Consider the following 20,983-nt stretch of genomic DNA (forward strand, 5'->3'; position numbering starts at 1 on the left):
TATGAAAAAAAAAATTATTATTACTTTTTTTGCTTGGTTGTTTTCTCTGTTAATTTTCTTTCCTATTTTATGGATGATAATTACATCATTTAAAACTGAAATAGATGCGGTAGCAATACCACCTTTATTTTTTTCATTTGAGCCAACGTTAGAAAACTACGGGATTGTTCAAGAAAGAAGTAATTATCTAAAGTTTGCACAAAACTCTGTAATAATTTCATTTGGTTCATCAATTTTAGGTTTAGTGTTATCAATACCGATAGCCTGGTCAATGGCTTTTCATCCAACTAAGAGAACTAAAGGAACTCTTCTGTGGATTTTGTCAACAAAGATGATGCCACCAGTTGGAGTGTTAATCCCAATTTATTTAATATTTAGAGACTTTTCTCTTTTAGATACTCAATTGGGAATTGTTATTGTTTTATGTTTTGTCAATTTGCCAATCATGATCTGGCTTTTATATTCATATTTCAAAGAAATACCTAATGAGATTTTAGAAGCTGTGAGGATAGATGGTGCTAGTACACTTCAAGAAATACTTTATGTTTTGGTTCCACTTTCGTTACCTGGAATAGCATCAACATCTTTGTTATGCATTGTGTTAGCTTGGAATGAAGCGTTTTGGACTTTAAATCTTACATCTATTGATGCTGCTCCTTTAACAACATTTATTGCATCTTATTCCAGTCCAGAAGGTTTATTTTATGCAAAACTTTCGGCTGCCTCTACCCTATCAGTATTACCAGTTTTATTTTTAGGATGGTTTACTCAAAAACAATTAGTCAGAGGATTAACTTTTGGAGCTGTTAAATAAATGTCTTTGGAAATAAAAAATCAAACAGATAATCCTAAATTAATTAAAGGTAATTTTGATAAAAGTTCTATTCAAGCTGGAATATTGCATATAGGTGTAGGAAATTTTCATAGATCACATCAAGCAAATATTATTGATCAATTTATGGAAAACACAGGTAATTACAGCTGGGGAATTGTAGGTTTAAATTTACTATCCGAAACTACTAACTTTCTAACAAATCTAAAAAAACGAAATGGAAATTATGTTTTAAAAACAATTTCACCAAATGAAGAGATTGTATTTAGAGAAATAAAATCAATTGTTGAATTATTAGATTGGAATTCAGATAAGGAAAAATCAGAAAAAATTCTTTTAAATAAAAATATACATTTAGTCACCATTACTGTTACAGAGACAGGATATTTTTTAACTGATAACGCTGAATTAGATATTAATCATGAGGTTATTAAAAATGAAATAATGGGTAAAATTACTAATTCACTTTACTCTTATTTAAGAATTGCTCTAAATAAACGAAAAAATTCAATTAATAAACCAATTACAATTTTATGTTGTGATAATTTAAGAGAGAATGGAAAAATATTAAAAAAAGCTTTTTTAAAATATTTAGAACTCTTTAATGAAAAAGATTTAATAAACTGGGTTAAAAAAAATGTTTCTTTCCCACCATGTGTAGTTGATAGAATTACACCAAGATCACCGGAAAAATTATCAAAAGAAATTGAAGATCATTTTGATATTAAAGAAGATTGCACTGTTTTATCTGAAGATTTCATTCAATGGATAATAGAAAAAGACTTTGCGGCACCATTTCCTGATCTTGATAAAATTGAAAATGTTAATTTTACAGAAAATGTATTTGATTATGAGGAAACTAAAATTAGAATTTTAAATGGAGGCCATACTTGTTTGGCTTATCTAGGAGCACTCAAAGGTTTAAAAACTTTTGATGAATGTTTTAATCATGAGGATCTAAAATCTTTTTTCGATAATTTACAAAATAAAGAGATAATCCCAGCATTGGGTAATATAAAGCCAATAAATTTAAATAAATATTTAGAAACAATATCTCATAGATTTCAGAATAGTCATATTAGTGATGCGTTAGAGAGAATTTGCATGGATGGTTCAAGTAAATTTTTAATTTTTATAATACCCACTATAAAAAAATGTTTTGAAAATAATATTGAACCTGTAAATTCAATTACAGCTATTGCTAGTTGGTATATCTTTATGAAAAAAGTTTATAATAAAGAATTAGAATTTAATTATATTGATCCAAAATGGGATTGGTTAAAAAACTTCCTTGAAGATGATATGATTGACGAGTTTTGCACTAACAAAGATTTATGGGGAGACCTACCTACTCAGTTTCCTAAATTTAAGGAAATATTAAAATTAAAAATTAAAAATAAAAGATGAGATAATTAAATGGCTAATATTAAGATTAAAAACTTAAACAAATATTATGGTGATCTTCATATTATAAAAGATGTAGATATAGATATTGAAGACAAATCTTTTACAGTTTTAGTTGGGCCAAGCGGTAGTGGAAAATCAACAGTGCTTAGAATGATAGCTGGTTTAGAAGAAATAAACTCAGGTGAAATTTATATTGATAATAAAATTGTTAATAACTTAGATCCAAAAGATAGAGAGATTGCAATGGTATTTCAATCTTACGCCTTGTACCCACATATGACAGTTTTCGAGAATATGGCTTTAGGTCTAAAATTAAGAAAAACACCTAAAGATCAAATAATTAAAAAAGTAAATGAAGCTGCAAAAATACTTAAATTAGAAGATTACCTTCAAAGATTACCAAAACAATTATCAGGAGGTCAACGACAACGAGTTGCTATAGGCCGTGCAATTACAAGAGATCCAAAGATTTTTTTATTTGATGAACCTTTGTCAAATCTAGATGCAAAGCTTAGAGTGGAAATGAGAAGAGAACTAAAAAAATTACATGAAGATCTACAAACTACAATGATTTATGTTACCCATGACCAAACAGAAGCTATGACTTTAGGAACAAAAATTGCATTAATGAATAATGGTAAAATAGAGCAATACGATACTCCGGATAAAATTTATAATAACCCAAAAAGTGTTTTTGTTGCAGATTTTGTGGGTTCTCCATCAATGAATTTTATCAGTGGTAAAATTATGAATAATGATAAAAATATAAGTTTTTTACCTACCAATGGCGATGATAATTCTAAATTTAATTTATCTGATGATTGGAAAAATAAAAATAATATAGAAAAAACATCCTTGCTTGGATTTAGACCAGAACACTTTTTCTTTAAAAAAGAACATGCGATTAATAATATAAAAAAAGACTATTTTGCAGAGATTAAAGTAATACCAAAATTAGCTGAATATGTTGGTCACGAACAAATAATTACCTTTAATTTTGAAGATCAAGAGATTTTAGGTAAATTTCCATCTACTGTAAATTTTGAAATAAAAAAAGAAATTACTTTGTATATAGATTTAAATAAAGTTTGTTTTTTTGATGAAGGAAAAAATAGAATTTAAATTTTATCTGATAATAAATTGATTGGTCAAAAAATACGTAATTTTTTATATACCTTTAACTATAATATTGCTTCCTTCAGAGTTTTGAAGACGAATGTCTTTAACTGGTTTATATTCATCAGAGTGATACCATTCTAAAGCTTTTTCATATGATGGAAATTTAATGATTACTAATCTTGGAAAATTATCTTCACCCTCTACTACTTGGTATTCACCATTTCTAACTAGATACTCACTACCAAATTTTTTTACAACCTCTGTAACTTTTGCTACATATTCTTTATAGTTTTCTGGATTTGTTACCTTTAATTGTGCAATCACATATCCTGCTGACATAATCTTCTCCTTTAAAATATTGATTTTGAATACTTCTTCCAGTTATCTTGATAGTGTTTAGTGTTTTCCTCTACAGCTTTTTTTTCTTCTTCAGTCACTTCTCTTACAATTTTTCCAGGTGATCCCAATACTAAAGAATTATCGGGTATAATTTTGTTTTCGGTTATTAGTGCTTTTGCTCCAATGATGCAGTTTTTTCCTATATTTGCATTATTTAAAATTACTGCACCAATTCCAATTAAACTATTATCTCCAATGGTACATCCATGAAGCATCACTAAATGACCTACAGTAACATTTTTTCCTACTTTTAATGGGCATCCAGGATCTGTGTGTAAAACACTACCATCCTGAATATTAGATCCCTCACCTATATGAATATTTTCTATATCACCTCTTAAAACAGCATTAAACCAAATGCTTGTATTTTTCTCTAATGTAACATCTCCAATTATAGTTGCATTAGGAGCTACCCAATTTTCGCCAGAGTTTTTTGGTTTTTTATCTTTTAAATCATAAAACATAATTTATATATTCTTACAGTATGCCAATACAAACTCCAATATGTGATTTTGGTCAAAAAGCTATTCCATTTGAATTAAAATCAACAGATAATAAAATTCTTTCATTAGATGATATCAAAGGAGAAAGTGGAACTTTGATAATGTTTATTTGCAATCATTGCCCTTATGTAAAAGCAGTCACAAAAGAAATAGTTGAAGATTGTAATGAATTAAAAAAAATTGGAATAAATTCTGTAGCAATCTGTGCAAATGATGCTGATAATTATCCAGAAGACTCTTTTGAAAATATGATTAAATTTTCAAAAGATAATAATTTTAATTTTCCTTACTTAAACGATGAAACACAAAATATTGCAAAAGCATATGATGCTGTCTGCACACCAGATTTTTTTGGATATAACAAAAATTTAGAACTTCAATATCGTGGAAGATTAAGAGAGTTGAGAAATCTTATACCTGTTAAAGAAGGTGAAAGTGATTTGTTAAAAGCTATGAAGCAAATTGCAGAAACAGGTGAAGGTCCTAAAGACCAAATTTCTAGTGCTGGCTGCAGCATAAAGTGGAAAACTAATTAATGTATTTAATTGTTACTAGATCTTTTCCTCCTGAGCTCGGTGGAATGCAAAGCTTGATGTGGGGTTTATCAAGAGAGTTGTCTAAAAACTTTATGATAAAAGTCTTTGCAGATTATATAGATAATCATAAAGATTTTGATGAACAAGCTTCGTTTTCAATTGAAAGAATTGGCGGAATAAAAATTCTGAGAAAATATAGAAAAGCTCAATTAATTAATGAATTTATCAAAGAGAATAAAGTTGAAGGAATAATTGGAGATCATTGGAAAAGTTTAGAATTAATTAAAACTTCTAAAAAAAAATATTGCCTTATACATGGTAAAGAAATCAATCATCCTAAAGGATCAACTCAAAATAAAAGAGTTTTGAATGTTCTTAATAATGTAGAAAAAGTTATTGCTAACTCACAATATACTAAAAACCTTGCTATTGAATGTGGAGTTAATGAAAATAAAATTATTGTTATAAATTGTGGAGTAGATCTAGCAAAAGAATTAAACGAAAAATCATTAGAAAAAGTTGAAAGCTTACTAAAAGTTAAAACGCCAAGATTAATTACTGTTTCAAGATTTGATAAAAGAAAAAATCATGAAAAAGTAGTGATGGCTCTTAGAAATCTAAAACAAATTTACCCAGATATTGTCTACATTTGTATTGGATACGGTGATGAAGAAGAAAATATTAAAAAATTAGTAAAAGAATTAAATCTAGATGAACAAGTAATGTTTTTTAAAGATATAAGTGATGATTTAAAAAATGCACTAATCGCTAAATCAAATTTATTTGTAATGCCTTCTATAATTCATAAAACATCTGTTGAGGGGTTTGGAATTGCATATGTTGAAGCAGCACAATACGGTATTCCATCTATAGGCGGTAAAGATGGTGGTGCGGCAGATGCAATAGATCATGAAAAAACTGGTTTAATATGTGATGGTAATAGTCTTGATGATATTTATTCTTCAATTAATTCAATGTTAGAAAATAAAAAATATTTAGAGCTTGGAAAAAATGCAAAAGAGTTTGTTAGCAAATTTAAATGGTCTGAAATTATTAACAAATATAATAAAATTTTAGAATAATGGAAACTTGTATAATTTGTAAATCACAAGTAAAAAAAATAAATAATTTTGTTTATAAATGTACTAAGTGCTTATTTTTGAAATCAGATTTAAAATCTGGATACGGTAGAGAGATTGAGGGTATAAATGATCTTAGAAAACAAAATTTCAAAAAAATTATAAAAGTAATAAAATCTTTAAATAAATCTGGAGAGATTAAAATCTTAGAAATAGGATCTGGAAGTGGTATTTTTTTAGAGGAATGTAATCATGAAAATCTTAATGTTTTAGGAACTGAAGCAGATAATGAGCAGGTAAAATATTTAAAAAAAAAATTCCCAAATATATCACAAATCAAATTACCACTCGAAAAAGTAGATGATTTGAATTTTGGTAAATTTGATTATGTAATATTTAATGATGTTTTTGAGCATCTTGAAAAATTAGATGAAGTAATCCAACAACTCGAATATTTTTTAAAAGATGAAGGAAAAATTTTAATAAATTTACCTTCATCCGAGGGAATTATTTACAAATTTGCAAATATTTTAAATAAATTTGGCATAAGAAACTTTTACAATAGATTGTGGCAAAAAGGTTTGTCATCTCCTCATTTATCCTATTTTAATAATCATAATTTAAGTTGGCTATTTAAAAATCATAATTTTGAGTTAGTTTATTCAAATTATTTAAACACCGTAAGCAGATATGGTAATTACAAAAGATTAAATTCTACTATCAATAATAAAATAATTTGTATGTGTTTAAGTTTTTTTATTATTTTTTTTTTTTATATTCAAAAAATACTTCCAAAAGATATAATTTTTCATATTTATCAAAAAAAAGAAAGATTTGATTAAAGCAAATGTCAAAAAATAAGTTTGCTATTTTCTTAATTATTATTTCAGTTTTTTTTGGAACATTAATGTTAACTTTTTTAAAGTTAGCGCAAGAAGAAGTTAATGTGTATGTAGCAGGTTTTTTTAGATTTTTATTTGGCTTTCTGATTATTTTTCCCTATATGTTAAAAACTAAATTTACAGTTTTTAAATCAAATCATCATAAAAAACATTTTCTTAGAGCTGTTTTAAACTTGCCTTCAATGCTTTTATATTTTTCAGCTTTAACAATGATGCCAATTGAAAAAGCTACAGCAATATCTTTTGTTGTTCCTTTCATAGTAACTATTTTGGCTGTTTTGTTTCTCGGAGAAAAAATTTATATCTACAGAAGTTTTGCACTAGTTTTAGGATTTATTGGTATGTTGGTAATTTTAAGACCAGGTATTATTGACATCTCTATTGGGGTGTATATGGCACTGGCATCTTCTTTTATGTGGTCAATAGTGATTATAATTACAAAAACTATAACAAAAGATGACAGTTCGATTACAATTTTATCTTATGGATACTGTTATATGACTATTTTTAGTTTCCTTATTGCATTGTTTTATTGGCAAACACCAAGTTTAAAAACCTTGATTTATTTATTTTTTGCAGGTCTATCTGGCACATTGTTGCATCTTTGTATTAATCACGCTTATAAATTAGTTGATGTAAGCATGACACAACCCTATTCTTTTCTAAGTTTAGTATTTGCATCTCTGATTGGTTACTTTGTATTTAGCGAAATCCCTGATCTCTTCACTTGGATTGGTGCAAGTATAATATTTTTAGGAGTTATCATTATGTCTTATCGTGAAATGAAGCTTGATAGAGAAATTATTAGAAAACGAATAGATATTAAATCTTAATTTTTCTTCTTAAAAGTTTTGTAAATATGCCAAGCTACAATTAAAATTGTAGTAGCTAGGATACATGCAGTTAATGTTCTGTCCCACAAAAATTCCCACGAACCGTTACTTAACAATAAAGATCGTCTCAAGTTTTCTTCCATCAATCCACCAAGTACAAATGCTAATATCAAAGGTGGCATAGGGAAATCATATAATCTTAAAAAAGTTGCTACTACTGCAATCCCAATCATTAAATAAATATCAAAATTATTAAATGACATTACGTAAATTCCAGTAACAGAGAAAAATAAAATTAAAGGAATTAAATAATTTTTAGGTACAGCAAGAATTCTAGCTATATAAGGAATGAGTGGTAAGTTTAATATAAGAAGAATTACCATTCCAATATACATTGACATAATTATCGACCAAAAAATCTCTGGATTAGTCATATAAAGTCTGGGACCAGGCTGAACACCAAAACCCAAAAGTGCTCCTAACATTACTGCAGTGGTTCCACTCCCAGGAATCCCTAAAGTAAGCATTGGCACAAAAGAACCAGAACAAGCAGCATTGTTTGCAGTTTCTGGTGCTGATAAACCATTTACGCTTCCTTTACCAAATTTTTCTTTTTCTTGATCACTAACTACGTTTCGTTCCATTCCATAAGCTAAAAATGATGCAATAGTTGCACCAGCTCCAGGTAAAACACCGATTAAAAAACCAATTACTGATGATCTTGGGATTGTTTTGTACATTTTAGTTCGTTCTTCTTTATTAATCTTAATTGAACCAAGTTCAGTTAATGAAACTTGTTTAGCAGCAGTTGTTGGATCATTTCTCTTTAAAATAATTGTTAAAGCTTCACTCATCGCAAAAGTTGCCATCACAACTAACACGAAGCTAATCCCATCAGTTAAGTTCATATTATTAAATGTATATCTTGTGATATCAGACAAACTGTCTTGACCAACTGATGCCAACATCAAACCTAAAACAACCATCATCATTGCTTTTAAAAATTGTCCTTTAGATGAAAATGCAGCAATAGCAGTTAAACCTAAAATCATTAAAGCAAAATAATCAGGTGATCTAAAAGATAAACTTACTTTGGATAAGCTTGGTGCCATAAATAATAAATAAATTGCAGATAACGTTCCACCAGCAAATGAACTCCATGCTGCAATAGCTAAAGCTTTTCCAGCCTTACCTTGCTGTGCCATTGGATAACCATCAAATGAAGTTGCAACTGTTCCTGGAACACCAGGGGCATTTAATAATATTGAAGAAGTTGAACCTCCAAATACTGCTCCATAATAAACTCCAGCCATTAAAATTAATCCAGTTGCGGGTTCAAAACCATATGTAATAGGTATCATTAAAGCTATTGCAGTCATTGGACCAAGACCAGGAAGCATTCCAATGATTGTTCCAAAAAAACAACCAACCATAACCATTAGTATGTTTTGGAGTGTAAGTGCTGTCGTTAATCCAATTAGTATTCCTTCAATCATCCCATCACTCCAATTAGTTGTAGAAATGGATCTCTTAAATAAATGTCAAGGATACCATGAAGCAAATACATAAAGGCAGTAACAAATGGAAAGGATAATAAAAACATTAAAATCCACCTTCGTTCTCCTAAAAAATAATATGAAGCAAATAAAAACAATGAAGTAGTTAAAAAATAACCAACTTTTAAAATTGTAGCTCCGTAAATAATTGCAATAAGTATAAGTATACCAGTTTTTTTATACTCTAAATTTTTATGCTCAACTTTAATTGTATTTGGGTCTGGCAAAATAAGTTTTAATCCAGAAAAAAATAATCCTGCATAACCTAAATAAATTGGAAATGTTCTAGCATTAAATGGAGCATTTTCATCGAATGTGAAAACTTGAATTTGATAAGCTAAATATAAATAAAATGCAGAAAAAATAAAAAAGAGCAGTGATATAATTTTTGTAGTATTTATATTCACTGCTCTAATTTTAATTTCTAACCAAAGGTTAGATTACTCCTAGTTTTTTCATAAGAGCTGTCATTTCTTCAGTTTGTTTTTCTAAGAAAGAAACAAACTTACCTTCAGGGTTATAAATATTAACCCATGCATTTCTTGCTCTTACTGTTTCCCATTCAGGAGTTTTTTGTACATCGCCAAGCATTTTTGCAATTGCAGCTTTATCAGAATTGCTCATACCTGGAGGGCCAAAGAAACCTCTCCAGTTAACGAATTGTACATCATACCCTTGTTCTTTGAGAGTTGGTGCATCTGGTGCATCAGAAACTCTTGAAGGAGCAGTAATACCAATAATTGTTACTTGGTCTCTTGCACCCATCAATTCACCTAAACCAGTTGAAATGATTTGAGTTTCTCCAGATAAAAGTCCAGCTAAAGCTTTTCCACCAGCATCATAAGGAATATATGCAACAGCATTTGGATCTGCACCTGCAGCTTGGAATGCTAAAGCACCAATTAAATGGTCCATACTTCCTCTTACTGATCCACCAGCCATTTTAATTGAGCTTGGATCTTTTTTGTATGCATCAACTACATCTTTGAAGTTTTTATAAGGTGAGTTTTTTGCAACTGCAATAGCACCGTAGTCACCAATTACACCAGCAATCGGCACAACATCTTTATAAGATAAAGTTCCACTACCTTTTACATAACCTTCGTGTCTAGTAATTGATCTTAATACTAATGGTGTAGATTGAACTAACACTGTATTAGCAGGTTTAGTATTAATCATGTAAGCAAGTGCTTTACCACCACCACCACCTGACATATTTTCAAATGATGCGCTGTTTAACATACCAGCTTTTGTTAAAGCTTCTCCAGTACCTCTAGCAGTTCCATCCCAACCACCACCAGCACCACCACCAATTACAAAGTGCAATTTATCAATTGCTACTGAGTTAGTGGTTGTTGCTGAGAATAATAGGATTGCTGAGAATAATACTGAAAATAATTTTTTAAAATTACTCATAATACCTCTCTTCTTGTTGTTTATTAATTAAATGATATTAAACATTTAATATAAAGTAGTGTCAATCATATAGAAATTTAAAGATGAATTCATCAACACAGAAAATTAAAGAAAATTTGTCTCAGTTATTTACGTTAAAATTTATAACTGTTTTTTTGATAAGTGTACCAAGTGCAATAATTGCTGAACAATTCAATATTCCACTTGCTTGGTTTTTAGGCCCAATGATTATCACATCAATTGCTGCTTTATCAGGAATAAAAATCATTATGCCTAAAATTGTTTTGAGCTTTATTCTAATTATTTTAGGTTTGCATATTGGAAATTACATAGATCAAAATCTATTTAACCAAATGATTAATTGGATTTGGACATCTCTGATTATGTTAATTTACATAATAATCTGTATTCTAGTTGTTGCTAAGTATCTGCAAAAATTTGCAAATTACGGTAACAAAGCCTCTATATTTTCTGCTGCTCCAGGTGCTTTAGGTCCATTAATGATTTTAGCAGAAAATGAAAAAACAGATTTATCTCAAGTTGCAACTTCTCACTTAATTAGATTGATCATTATTATAACTGTAATTCCACTTATTATCGTAAACAATACTGACAATGATGTTTTATTAAATGGTGAATTTAATTACTTGGCTCAAAATCATTTAAATTTAATTTTACTTATTATTGCATCTTTATTTTTTATTTTTGTTTTTGAGAAAATTAGAGTGCCAGCAGCCTTATTATCAGGAACATTATTTGCAAGCGGCTTATTACAAATTACAGATGTAGCTACGTATAAATTGCCAAACGAAACAGTAAATTTTTGTCTGTTAATTCTTGGTTCTTCTGTTGGATGTAGATTTGCTGAAAAAACAGTGAAGGAAATTGCAAACAATTCACTACATAGTATTGTGGCGACAGTAATATTGGTGACATTAGGCTTACTTGCTGCATACGTTGCAACATTCTTTGTTGATACAAATATTTTAACTTTAATATTATCTTTTAGTCCGGGTGGAATTTATGAGGTGGCAGTTATAGCAATTGCTTTTGATTTAGACCCAGACTTTGTTGCTTTTCACCATATAATAAGATTGCTTTTTATACTTTTCACAGTTCCAATATTTTTAAGAGTTTTAGAAAAAATTAAGAAATAATTTCAGAAAGTCTTTCAAAAACTTTTTCTGCTGAGAGTTTTGATAATTCAGGGGCTTCTATTGCTTTAAAGCTATCTCTTTCAATACTGACTTTAAAAGGAGTTGTATGTGAACCAAATAAAGCAACGCCCTTTGATCCTAAGTGTGCAGTTATGTGAGCAGGTCCAGTATCATTGGCGACAACAAATGAACTGTCTTTAATTAATCCAGATAATTGTGAAATATTTAAAGCTTTACCTTTGTCTAAAACACAAATAGCGTTTATATTTTTTGCATCTTCAATTTCATCTGGTCCAGGTGCAATAACCACTTTAAATTTATTTTGGAATTTTTCATTAATCATAGAGATTAGGTCGTTATAGTAAGGCCATTTCTTTGAAGTTAAATGAGGTGAGCAAAAAGGAAAAAGTAGTATGTATTTATCTAGTTCGTAATTATTTTTTATTTCTGAAATATCAACTGTACTCCATGAAAAATCTGGTTTCATCGTATGATTGGTATTAATTCCAGAAGATTTTAACTGATGATCAAATCTTGAAAGAACAGAGTCTTTATCAAAATCTTTTTTAGTTGTTCCTTCTGGTAGAGTTGTTTCTGTTGAACACCAAATAGTTTTGTCAGCCTTAGGAAATAATATATTTTTGTAAAATGATGTTCTGCTAGAATTTTGAAGATCATAAACTTTTGAAAAATTATGTTTTTTAATCTCTCTCATTAGTAAATATAAATAAATTAAGTTAATCTTTGATAATCTCTTATCTAGAATAACATTTGAAATATGTGGGTTTTTTTTAAATAGTTCAAAATAAGGCTTTGTTGTTAATAAATGAATTTGATCATCTTTATGATTTTCAGAAATATCTTGAATTGCCCCACATGCTTGAGCTATATCGCCTAAAGATCCATGTTTAATAATTAAAATATTAGACATAATTCTAACAACTTAACATAGTATAAAGTTTTATGAATAAAATTATAGTTGAGGTTTCTGTTGGAGAGCTTTTAGATAAGATTTCAATATTAGAAATCAAACAAGATAAAATAAAAGACCCAGAAAAATTAAATTTTATAAATAACGAACACTCTATTCTTAAAAATCAGTTAGAAAAAAATGTTAAGTCTGATGAGAAGCTTGAAAAATTATTTCAAGACTTAAAAGATATAAATGCCAAACTTTGGGTTATTGAAGATGACAAAAGAGATTGTGAAAAAAATAAAGATTTTGGAGAAAAATTCATAAAACTTTCTAGAGATGTTCATTTTTTAAATGATGATCGTGCCAAAATAAAATTAGAAATGAATAACCATACTGGTTCTGCTATTAAAGAAATTAAAGAGTATACTAGTTACTAAAAACTTTTGGAAACCAATCTTCCCTCATCTGATCTCCTGATTTTAAATTAATTCCATCGAATGGTGGTGATGTTGGACCACCTCTTTCAACAAAAGTAACATCATCACCTATAAATCTCATTGAGAATGCTCTACGGGATTGAGAACTTTGATTTCCTGTGGAACCATGAACAGTTTTAAAATTAAACAAAACTGCATCACCTAATTTTAAATCAGGAATTAATATATCTTCTTCAAATTCTTCCTTTTTTGGAAGACTCATAAACGAGTCACCGTCTTCATACCAAGGTTGATCATTAGACCATTTAGTAGGTCTTAAAAGTTTTTTCCATTTATGTGATCTTAAAATTAATTTAAGGTTATTTTCTTTATTTACTTCATCTAATGGTATCCAAAAACTTCCTGTATCATCTCCATCAACACAATAATATGGCATGTCTTGATGCCAAGGTGTTTCTTTGTTTGTACCTGGATCTTTTATAAAAAGATGGTCATGAAAAATTTGTATAGATTTTGAATTTGTAGCCTCAGCAACTATCTGAGCAGCAAGAGAATTAAACATACAATTTTTGAATTCTTTTATTCTTTTCCAATTGCAATAATCTTCAAAAAATCTTCCCTCATTCACACTCACATTTTCCCTTCCATGTTGACTAGGGTTGTCTAAAACTTTTTGAAAACCATTTCTTAATGGTTCAATCCAATCTTGAAATGCACCTTTAATAATTATTGCACCAAGATTTTGATAATCATCAATCTGTTTTTGAGAAAGATACATTTTATTGTTGGAAGCTATATTTTTTTTCTAAATACTTAATCACATTATGAATAATAAAAGTCATAAATAAATAGATTCCACCAGCTACAATAAATACTTCTATAGGCTTAAATGTTGTTGATATGATATATTTAGCAACACCAGTTAAGTCCATTAGTGTTACTGTGCTTGCTAATGAAGTGCCTTTCATCATTAAAATTATTTCATTTCCATAGGCAGGAAGAGATTGTCTAATCGCAATAGGTATTTGAATTTTATAAAATATAATTTTGTTTGAAATACCTAGACTTTTCCCAGCTTCAATAATTCCTGGTTTTATAGTTTGAAATGCAGATCTTAAGATTTCAGACGTGTATGCGCCTGTATTTAATGTAAAGGCAATAATTGCACACCAATAAGGCTCTTTTAAAACAACCCATAAAACTGTTGATCTTAAATATTCAATTTGTCCTAATCCAAAGTAGATAATAAAAATTTGAACTAATAAAGGAGTACCTCTGAAAACATAAGAGTATCCATAAGCAAATTTATTAATAAATATATTTTTGTTTAATCGTAAAATTGCAAAAAATAATCCAAGAAATAATCCAAAAAATAAAGAAGCTGATAAAAGTTTTAAAGTAATAACAGTTGCTCCTAAGAGTTTTGGAAAACTAGTGATCATTAAATCAAAATCCATTAATAACCCCTGCTATATTTCACTTCTAATTTATTAATTAACTTCATGCTAATAAAAGTAAGCAATAAATATAAAACTGCTGCAAAAGAATAAAAAAATAATGGATCTCTTGTAGATCCTGCAGCAATATAAGATTGTCTCATGATTTCGACTAAACCAGTTACTGATATTAAAGAAGTATCCTTCAAAGTGATTTGCCAAACATTACTTAAATTTGGAATTGCTAATCTTAACATTTGAGGAAGAATTATTTTATAAAATTGACCAAACTTGTTTATTCCTAAAACTTTAGCAGCTTCAAACTGTCCTTTATCAATTGACTGAATAGCTCCTCTAAAAACTTCTGTTGAGTAAGCTCCTGAAATTATGCCAATAGCAACAGCACCAGTAATAAATGCATTAATCTCTATATATTCGTAATAACCAAATATTGATGCAACATACATGATTGCACCACTCCCACCAAAAAATAATAAATAAATTACTAGTAGTTCTGGCACACCTCTTATTACTGTGGTGTAAAAATTACCTACGAAGTTTAGAGTTTTGTATTTTGAAAGTTTGAGTGGAGTAAAAATTAAAGCAAAAAGAAAACCAACAAACATCGCTGTAACAGATACAGCTACTGTCATTAAGGTTGCGTAAAATAACTCGTCACCCCAACCTGTTTTTCCAAATGCAAGAAGTTCCATATAGACTGGCGACTATATATTATAGCCACCAAATCCAAAATTAATTACATAGAAGCGTCAAAACCAAAGTGTTTAATAGCAAGTTCGCTAATAATTCCTTTTTTTCTAGCTTTGTTAATTGCTTTATTGAAATCTTTTAAGATTTTAGCGTCTCTTTTTCCAATAGCACTATCACTAGCTTGTCTGATTCCAACACCAACTCCATTTCCAAATGCACCACCTGAAAAAGTTGGTCCAACCAAAACAACTGGCTTACCAGATTTATCAGCATAATCTGTAAATGCTACAGCTGCAGCAAGTGCAACATCACATCTTCCAGAAGTTAAATCTAAGTTAACCTCGTCTTGAGTTTTGTAAGTTCTAACATTTACACTTCCAACATCACCAGACTCTAAAAAGTTTTGGTGAATTGTACCTGTCTGTGTACAAACAGTTTTTCCAGCAAGAGCATCTGTTAAAGTTTTAAGTGCTTTTTTAACACTTGAACCACCTAAAGATAAATTGATACCTTCTGGTGTATCCATGCCTTCTAAGCTTGAACCTTTCATTACAGCAAGAGATGCAACTTCATCAGCATAACCTTGTGAGAAAGTGATTGTTTTCTTTCTTTCATCAGTGATTGACATACCGGCCATGATTGCATCGAATTTTCTCATTACTAATGCAGGTATCATTCCATCCCAATCTTGCTCAACGATTGTGCACTCATACTTCATAATTTTACAAAGCTCTTGAGCTAGCTCAACCTCAAACCCAATTAAATTGCCAGAAGCATCTTTTGAATTCCATGGAGGATAAGCACCTTCAGTTCCAATTTTAATTTTCTCAGCAGAAACATTTCCGATGATTAAAAAAGAAGCTAGAACTGTTAAAATAGTTTTTTTGAATATATTCATATTTTCTCCTTTAATTGGGATAATTATTTCACAATTTTTAGAAAGAAAAAAGAAAAATTAATGATTTATTGATGATGAAAAGTTCCAAGCACAATCAAAACTTGGTATGTAAACTCTAGATAATTTAGCATTACCAAAATTTTGATTAAAGACATTTAACCAACTATCAACTTGCTTAGGTTTTTTATCCTGACTACCAACTTGAGCTGTAATTACACCTTTTGGTTTTAATATTCTCACCAAAGAGTCCATATTTTTTGCTGCAAGATCTATGCAAAACTGGTCATCATTAAGATCGACAAAAATATGATCGTAAGTATCATCAGCAACTGATTTAATACTTTCAAATGCATCTCCCCATACACATTTAACTGAATTTTTTTCTGTAGCTTTTTTTCCAATATCACCAAGATGTTTATTGCAAACATCTACAACTTCTGGATCTAACTCATACCAATCAATAAAATTAAAATTTTTAGAAATACATTCTCTTGCAACTCCACCATCTCCACCTCCAATGATAGCTGCTCTTTCATTATCTTTGTTTAAATTTAAACCTGAACCAACAAATGTAGAACTATATAAATGTTCATCTGTTGCAGCAACTTGAATTTCACCATCTATAAATAATGATTTTCCAAACTGCTCAAGATCTAAAATTTCAATATGTTGACCAACTTTAGATTTAAAATCTTCTAAAACATCATTTACAACATAAGATTTTTGTAAACCTGGAGAGCTATAAATGTCATGATAAAGTGATTTTGTATCTCTATTAAATTCTTTTTTAACAATTCTTGTATGTTCAAATTCTTTCTTAATTATATCAATTGCAACTGATGGACTTACTTTCCCACAAGTAAAAAAATCAAAACTAATAATTCCTTTTTCAGGAAATGTATGAAAACTAATATGGCTTTCTGCTAAAAGAGCCAATATTGTGAAACCTTGTGGTTCAAATTTATATTTAGAAATATTTAATATTGATACTTTTGCAGCTTTTGCAATTTCATGAATTACTTTTTCATAAACAGAAGGATCGTATTCTTTTGTAGTTCCAATGATGTCTAGAGTTATATGTTCTCCAACTTTGGTCATTAGCTATCCTTTTTATAATTTTTAGCTTTGGATAAAACTTTATTCATTTCTGCTATAGAAAGAATTTTAGGCTTACCCAATTTCAGGCTCGTTATATACTGAAGCGATATATTTTCAACCTCTTCAGCTAATTCAAAAGCTTTTGGTAAATTATCTTCAAATGCAATCTGACCGTGATTTGAAATTAAACAGGCTTTTCTACCTTTTAGAGCTCTTAAAATATTTTTAGATAATTCTCTCGTTCCAAAGGTTGCATATTTTGCACATTTAATGTCATGGCCACCAGCCATTGCAACCATGTAATGAAAAGGAGGTATTCCTTTATTATGAGTAGATACAGCAGTTGCATTTGTTGAATGAGCGTGAACAATTGCTTTAGCTTCTTTTTTATTTTTATAAATATCTTGATGAAATTTCCATTCTGAAGAGGGAATACCTTTTTTCTTGTCAAACTTACCGTCTAATGAAACGAAAACTATATCTTTATTTTTTAAAGTTGAGTATTTTTTTCCAGACGGGGTAATTAAAAAACCATTTTTATACCTTACTGAGATATTTCCAGATCTTAAAGCTGATAATTTTTTTGTATTCAACATTTTTGAATATCGGATAATTTCAGAACTTAAATTTTTCATTTAAATAAGTTTTTTAGTCCATCGGTGGAAGCTTTGCATACTCCTCTTTCAGTAATTAATCCACTTACATATTTTGCAGGAGTTACATCAAAAGCTAAATTCATTGCTTTACTTTTTTGTGGGTATATCAAAACTTTCTTAACTTGATTGTTTTCATCAATACCTTCAACATGAGACAATTCCTGAGAATTTCTTTCCTCAATAGGAATGTCTTTTGCATCTTTGATATTCCAATCAATTGTTGAACTTGGAAGTGCAACATAAAAAGGGACTTTGTTATCATGTGCAGCTAAAGCTTTTAGATAAGTTCCAATTTTATTGCATACATCTCCATTGGACAAAGTTCTATCTGTTCCAACAATACACATATCAACTTCGCCTCTTTGCATTAAAATCCCTCCAGTATTATCAGCAATAATTGTATTTGGAATTTCTTCTTCGTTTAGCTCATATGAGGTTAAATTTGCACCTTGGTTTCTTGGTCTTGTTTCATCTACCCAGACATGAACTGGAATTCCTTTTTTATGAGCATGATAAATAGGTGAAGTTGCTGTGCCCCAATTAATTGTTGCTAACCAACCTGCATTACAATGAGTTAAAATATTTACTGTATTTTTTTTGTCATTGTAGATTTCCTCTATTATTTTTAATCCATTAATACCTATATCCTCACAAAACCTCTCATCCTCATCACAAATTTCTTTAGCTTCTTTTAAAGCTATATCTAAAATTTGATCACTATTGATGCCAGATAATTTTTTCATCATACGATCAACTGCCCATTTTAAATTTATAGCAGTAGGTCTTGATTTAATTAATTCTTCTGAACATTTACTTATAAATTCTTGAGAATTGCTCTCATGAATAGCCAAAACTATTCCGTAAGCAGCTGTCGCCCCAATTAAAGGAGCACCTCTAACTTCCATAACTTTGATTGCATTTATTGCATCTTTTACTGATTTAAGATCTTTTATTATAAATTGATGAGGAAGTTTTGTTTGATCAATAATTTTTACTATATTATCTTCATACCATATTGTTCGATACTCTTTTCCTTGAATTCTCATTTATTCAAAACTCTACCTGCAACAGTTTTTAACTTATCAATTGTTTTTTGGGTTCGTTTTTCTGGAGCAGTAATAATTGCTACATCTAAGCAATTATTAGTTGGATCATTTGGATCTATATGATCTTCAAAATTCTCAATTAAGTTTTTAATCATAACCTTTGCTTTTTCAGCATTTCCTAACAAAACTTTTATTACTTGTTGAACATCAACGTTTTCATGATCTTGGTGCCAACAATCAAAATCTGTAACCATTGAAACTGATGCATACCTAATTTCTGCCTCTCTTGCGAGTTTTGCTTCAGGCATATTGGTCATACCAATTACATCTGCTTTCCAAGATCTATATAAATTAGATTCTGCTAATGTTGAAAATTGAGGACCCTCCATAACAACATAGGTTCCATTTCTTTGATATTCTATATTGGATTTTTTAATTGCATCTTCACAAGCATTCATTAGTCCATTAGATGTAGGATGTGCCATCGATACATGGGCAACGATTTCATCATCAAAAAAAGTTTTTACTCTTGCAAAAGTTCTATCAATAAACTGATCAACAATAACAAATTTTCCAGGTGGCAAATCTTCTTTCAAAGATCCTACGGCTGAAACTGAAACAATATCAGTAACACCTAACTGTTTTAACGCATCGATATTTGCTCTAAAATTTATATTAGAAGGAGAAACAAAATGCCCTCTTCCATGTCTTGGCAAAAAATAAACTTCTTTATTATTATAATTGGTTTTTAATATTTGATCAGATGGTTTGCCCCAAGGTGTATCAATTTGTAATAATTCTCTGTCAGTAAATTCTTCAACATCATAAAGACCACTTCCACCAATTATTGCTAATTTATTTGTTGTCATAATTTAAAATATATTTATTTATAATTGAGTATTATGAATTTAAAAGATCATATTAGATCAATTCCTGATTATCCTAAAAAAGGTATTCTATTTAGGGATATAACCACTCTAATTAAAAACGAGGAAGCTTTTGCTGAAACAATTAATCAAATTATTGAAAGATCTAAAAAATACAAAATTGATAAAATTGCTGCAATAGAATCAAGAGGTTTCGTGTTTGCCTCTGCTGTTTCTTATATACTTAAAAAACCTTTTATAATGTTGAGAAAAAAAAATAAATTACCTGCTGAAGTACATTCAGTAGATTTTGAATTAGAGTATGGCACTGCAACTATTGAGGTTCATAAAGACTCTATTTTAAAAGATGAATCTGTTTTAATAATTGATGACTTAATTGCAACAGGTGGTACCGCAGAAGCTGCCGCTAAATTGATTGAAATGTGTGATGCAAAAGTAGCTGCATTTGTTTTTGTTATTAATTTATTTGATTTAGGTGGATCAGATAACTTAGTTAATAAAAACTATAAAGTTGAAAATTTAATTGAATTTCCAGGTCATTAAATGGTAGCGGGAAGTGGGATCGAACCACTGACCTCGGGCTTATGAGTCCCGCGCTCTAACCAACTGAGCTACCCCGCCATAAAGTGAAAGATTTATACTACATTTATTATCTCTTTCAACTATAAGTAAATTTCCTATGAAAAAAAAAATTACCTTTCTATTTATCAGCCACTTTTTCTTTTTAATAATCGGCTTTGCCTTAGGTGTATATTTTCTACCTATTTTAACTGCACCAGAGTCAGTGGAAATAAGTAAAATTAATGAGTATGAAAATAAATCTCAATATCAAACTGAGTTTGTAAGAGATTTAAGAGGGAGTGATCCGTTTCACTGGGGAGAAGCAAAAGTTACAATTTCAAATACAAAAATTACAGTTAATGGCGCAATTGCACCGGGGCCTGATTATAAACTTTATCTAACAAATGAATTTACACAGCATGAAGATGAATTTTTACCAATTAAAGATGAAGCTAAATATGTTGCAGAAGTTAAAAGTTTTGAAAACTTTGTTGTTGATATTCCATCAAATGTAGATGTAAGTAAATTCAATACTGTAGTTATTTGGTGTGAAAGCTTCAGTGAATTTATAACTGCAGCTAAATACCAATAATTTTTT

General features: G+C 29.3%; 25 protein-coding genes and 1 tRNA gene. 11 read left to right on the top strand and 15 right to left on the bottom strand.

Annotation, left to right across the window (positions count from 1 at the left end; translation table 11 throughout):
- Position 1 precedes the first annotated feature (1 nt).
- The 3 genes from ACTTA5_RS03590 to ACTTA5_RS03600 are packed head-to-tail and all read left to right on the top strand — an operon-like array spanning position 2 to position 3,361.
- Complete coding sequence (locus tag ACTTA5_RS03590) at positions 2 to 814, top strand: carbohydrate ABC transporter permease (protein ID WP_262589038.1); 813 nt, start codon at positions 2 to 4, stop codon at positions 812 to 814.
- Positions 815 to 2,239, top strand: coding sequence for a mannitol dehydrogenase family protein (locus tag ACTTA5_RS03595; RefSeq protein ID WP_440647995.1), 1,425 nt, complete (start codon positions 815 to 817; stop codon positions 2,237 to 2,239). It begins immediately after the preceding gene.
- A gap of 9 nt (positions 2,240 to 2,248) precedes the next feature.
- Complete coding sequence (locus ACTTA5_RS03600) at positions 2,249 to 3,361, top strand: ABC transporter ATP-binding protein (protein ID WP_440647997.1); 1,113 nt, start codon at positions 2,249 to 2,251, stop codon at positions 3,359 to 3,361.
- A 45-nt stretch (positions 3,362 to 3,406) separates the two neighbouring features.
- Here the strand turns inward: ACTTA5_RS03600 and ACTTA5_RS03605 are convergent, their stop codons facing one another.
- Both ACTTA5_RS03605 and ACTTA5_RS03610 read right to left on the bottom strand, forming a co-directional pair.
- Positions 3,407 to 3,697, bottom strand: a complete 291-nt coding sequence (locus tag ACTTA5_RS03605) for a DUF1330 domain-containing protein (protein ID WP_440647999.1) — start codon at positions 3,695 to 3,697, stop codon at positions 3,407 to 3,409.
- An 11-nt stretch (positions 3,698 to 3,708) separates the two neighbouring features.
- Positions 3,709 to 4,221 carry a gamma carbonic anhydrase family protein gene (locus ACTTA5_RS03610; protein WP_440648001.1) on the bottom strand — a complete coding sequence of 171 codons (513 nt, stop codon included), beginning with the start codon at positions 4,219 to 4,221 and terminating at the stop codon, positions 3,709 to 3,711.
- A 20-nt stretch (positions 4,222 to 4,241) separates the two neighbouring features.
- Here ACTTA5_RS03610 and ACTTA5_RS03615 point away from each other — a divergent pair, with 20 nt between their 5' ends.
- From ACTTA5_RS03615 to ACTTA5_RS03630, 4 genes are all read left to right on the top strand, one after another.
- Positions 4,242 to 4,796: a thioredoxin family protein gene (locus ACTTA5_RS03615; protein ID WP_440648003.1), complete on the top strand. Its 555-nt coding sequence runs from the start codon at positions 4,242 to 4,244 to the stop codon at positions 4,794 to 4,796.
- The gene (locus ACTTA5_RS03620; protein WP_440648005.1) at positions 4,796 to 5,878 is read left to right on the top strand and encodes a glycosyltransferase family 4 protein; all 1,083 of its coding nucleotides are present in this window, start codon (positions 4,796 to 4,798) and stop codon (positions 5,876 to 5,878) included. Before ACTTA5_RS03615 ends, ACTTA5_RS03620 begins: the two co-directional genes overlap by 1 nt.
- Before the next feature lie 77 nt (positions 5,879 to 5,955).
- Entirely contained in the window at positions 5,956 to 6,717 is a 762-nt protein-coding gene (locus tag ACTTA5_RS03625; RefSeq protein WP_440648007.1) for a class I SAM-dependent methyltransferase, read from the top strand.
- Positions 6,718 to 6,722: 5 nt separating this feature from the next.
- Positions 6,723 to 7,610, top strand: a complete 888-nt coding sequence (locus tag ACTTA5_RS03630) for a DMT family transporter (protein WP_440648009.1) — start codon at positions 6,723 to 6,725, stop codon at positions 7,608 to 7,610.
- On the opposite strand, the gene ACTTA5_RS03635 is transcribed toward ACTTA5_RS03630, so the two are convergent.
- The 3 genes from ACTTA5_RS03635 to ACTTA5_RS03645 are packed head-to-tail and all read right to left on the bottom strand — an operon-like array spanning position 7,607 to position 10,582.
- The gene (locus tag ACTTA5_RS03635; protein ID WP_440648011.1) at positions 7,607 to 9,106 is read right to left on the bottom strand and encodes a tripartite tricarboxylate transporter permease; all 1,500 of its coding nucleotides are present in this window, start codon (positions 9,104 to 9,106) and stop codon (positions 7,607 to 7,609) included. The genes ACTTA5_RS03630 and ACTTA5_RS03635 overlap by 4 nt on opposite strands.
- Positions 9,103 to 9,573 carry a tripartite tricarboxylate transporter TctB family protein gene (locus ACTTA5_RS03640; RefSeq protein WP_440648013.1) on the bottom strand — a complete coding sequence of 157 codons (471 nt, stop codon included), beginning with the start codon at positions 9,571 to 9,573 and terminating at the stop codon, positions 9,103 to 9,105. The genes ACTTA5_RS03635 and ACTTA5_RS03640 overlap by 4 nt, the downstream gene beginning before the upstream one ends.
- Positions 9,574 to 9,601: 28 nt before the next feature.
- Positions 9,602 to 10,582, bottom strand: coding sequence for a tripartite tricarboxylate transporter substrate binding protein (locus ACTTA5_RS03645; RefSeq protein WP_440648015.1), 981 nt, complete (start codon positions 10,580 to 10,582; stop codon positions 9,602 to 9,604).
- Between the two features lie 83 nt (positions 10,583 to 10,665).
- On the opposite strand from ACTTA5_RS03645, the gene ACTTA5_RS03650 reads away from it, so the two are divergent.
- A complete protein-coding gene (locus ACTTA5_RS03650) occupies positions 10,666 to 11,739 on the top strand; it encodes an AbrB family transcriptional regulator (RefSeq protein ID WP_440648017.1) in 1,074 nt (357 codons plus the stop codon).
- On the opposite strand, the gene ACTTA5_RS03655 is transcribed toward ACTTA5_RS03650, so the two are convergent.
- On the bottom strand, positions 11,729 to 12,670 hold the full coding sequence (locus tag ACTTA5_RS03655) for a glycosyltransferase family 9 protein (protein WP_440648019.1): 942 nt from the start codon (positions 12,668 to 12,670) through the stop codon (positions 11,729 to 11,731). The two genes, ACTTA5_RS03650 and ACTTA5_RS03655, sit on opposite strands and share 11 nt — an antisense overlap.
- Before the next feature lie 32 nt (positions 12,671 to 12,702).
- Between ACTTA5_RS03655 and ACTTA5_RS03660 the strand changes: the two genes are divergently transcribed.
- Positions 12,703 to 13,092, top strand: a complete 390-nt coding sequence (locus ACTTA5_RS03660; RefSeq protein WP_440648021.1) for a DUF6165 family protein — start codon at positions 12,703 to 12,705, stop codon at positions 13,090 to 13,092.
- Here the strand turns inward: ACTTA5_RS03660 and ACTTA5_RS03665 are convergent.
- The 8 genes from ACTTA5_RS03665 to ACTTA5_RS03700 are packed head-to-tail and all read right to left on the bottom strand — an operon-like array spanning position 13,082 to position 19,806.
- Positions 13,082 to 13,870, bottom strand: a complete 789-nt coding sequence (locus ACTTA5_RS03665; protein ID WP_440648023.1) for a phytanoyl-CoA dioxygenase family protein — start codon at positions 13,868 to 13,870, stop codon at positions 13,082 to 13,084. The genes ACTTA5_RS03660 and ACTTA5_RS03665 overlap by 11 nt on opposite strands.
- Position 13,871: 1 nt before the next feature.
- Positions 13,872 to 14,549, bottom strand: a complete 678-nt coding sequence (locus ACTTA5_RS03670) for an ABC transporter permease (protein ID WP_262589020.1) — start codon at positions 14,547 to 14,549, stop codon at positions 13,872 to 13,874.
- Positions 14,549 to 15,241 carry an ABC transporter permease gene (locus ACTTA5_RS03675; protein WP_440648025.1) on the bottom strand — a complete coding sequence of 231 codons (693 nt, stop codon included), beginning with the start codon at positions 15,239 to 15,241 and terminating at the stop codon, positions 14,549 to 14,551. The genes ACTTA5_RS03670 and ACTTA5_RS03675 overlap by 1 nt, the downstream gene beginning before the upstream one ends.
- 44 nt (positions 15,242 to 15,285) lie before the next feature.
- Positions 15,286 to 16,137, bottom strand: coding sequence for a transporter substrate-binding domain-containing protein (locus tag ACTTA5_RS03680; protein ID WP_440634496.1), 852 nt, complete (start codon positions 16,135 to 16,137; stop codon positions 15,286 to 15,288).
- Positions 16,138 to 16,194: 57 nt separating this feature from the next.
- A complete protein-coding gene (gene speD / locus ACTTA5_RS03685; protein ID WP_440648027.1) occupies positions 16,195 to 17,235 on the bottom strand; it encodes an adenosylmethionine decarboxylase in 1,041 nt (346 codons plus the stop codon).
- A complete protein-coding gene (locus ACTTA5_RS03690; protein ID WP_440648029.1) occupies positions 17,235 to 17,870 on the bottom strand; it encodes a class II aldolase/adducin family protein in 636 nt (211 codons plus the stop codon). The genes speD and ACTTA5_RS03690 overlap by 1 nt, the downstream gene beginning before the upstream one ends.
- Complete coding sequence (mtnA, locus tag ACTTA5_RS03695; protein ID WP_440648031.1) at positions 17,867 to 18,937, bottom strand: S-methyl-5-thioribose-1-phosphate isomerase; 1,071 nt, start codon at positions 18,935 to 18,937, stop codon at positions 17,867 to 17,869. The genes ACTTA5_RS03690 and mtnA overlap by 4 nt, the downstream gene beginning before the upstream one ends.
- The gene (locus ACTTA5_RS03700; RefSeq protein WP_440648033.1) at positions 18,934 to 19,806 is read right to left on the bottom strand and encodes an S-methyl-5'-thioadenosine phosphorylase; all 873 of its coding nucleotides are present in this window, start codon (positions 19,804 to 19,806) and stop codon (positions 18,934 to 18,936) included. Before ACTTA5_RS03700 ends, mtnA begins: the two co-directional genes overlap by 4 nt.
- Positions 19,807 to 19,839: 33 nt before the next feature.
- On the opposite strand from ACTTA5_RS03700, the gene ACTTA5_RS03705 reads away from it, so the two are divergent.
- Positions 19,840 to 20,367, top strand: coding sequence for an adenine phosphoribosyltransferase (locus ACTTA5_RS03705; RefSeq protein WP_440648035.1), 528 nt, complete (start codon positions 19,840 to 19,842; stop codon positions 20,365 to 20,367).
- A 1-nt stretch (position 20,368) separates the two neighbouring features.
- Here ACTTA5_RS03705 and ACTTA5_RS03710 read toward each other — a convergent pair.
- Positions 20,369 to 20,445 (bottom strand) — tRNA-Met (locus ACTTA5_RS03710).
- Positions 20,446 to 20,503: 58 nt separating this feature from the next.
- On the opposite strand from ACTTA5_RS03710, the gene ACTTA5_RS03715 reads away from it, so the two are divergent.
- Complete coding sequence (locus ACTTA5_RS03715; RefSeq protein ID WP_440648037.1) at positions 20,504 to 20,977, top strand: DM13 domain-containing protein; 474 nt, start codon at positions 20,504 to 20,506, stop codon at positions 20,975 to 20,977.
- Positions 20,978 to 20,983: the final 6 nt, after the last annotated feature.

The sequence above is a fragment of the Candidatus Pelagibacter sp. HIMB1521 genome, assembly GCF_052047875.1.
GTDB lineage: Bacteria > Pseudomonadota > Alphaproteobacteria > Pelagibacterales > Pelagibacteraceae > Pelagibacter.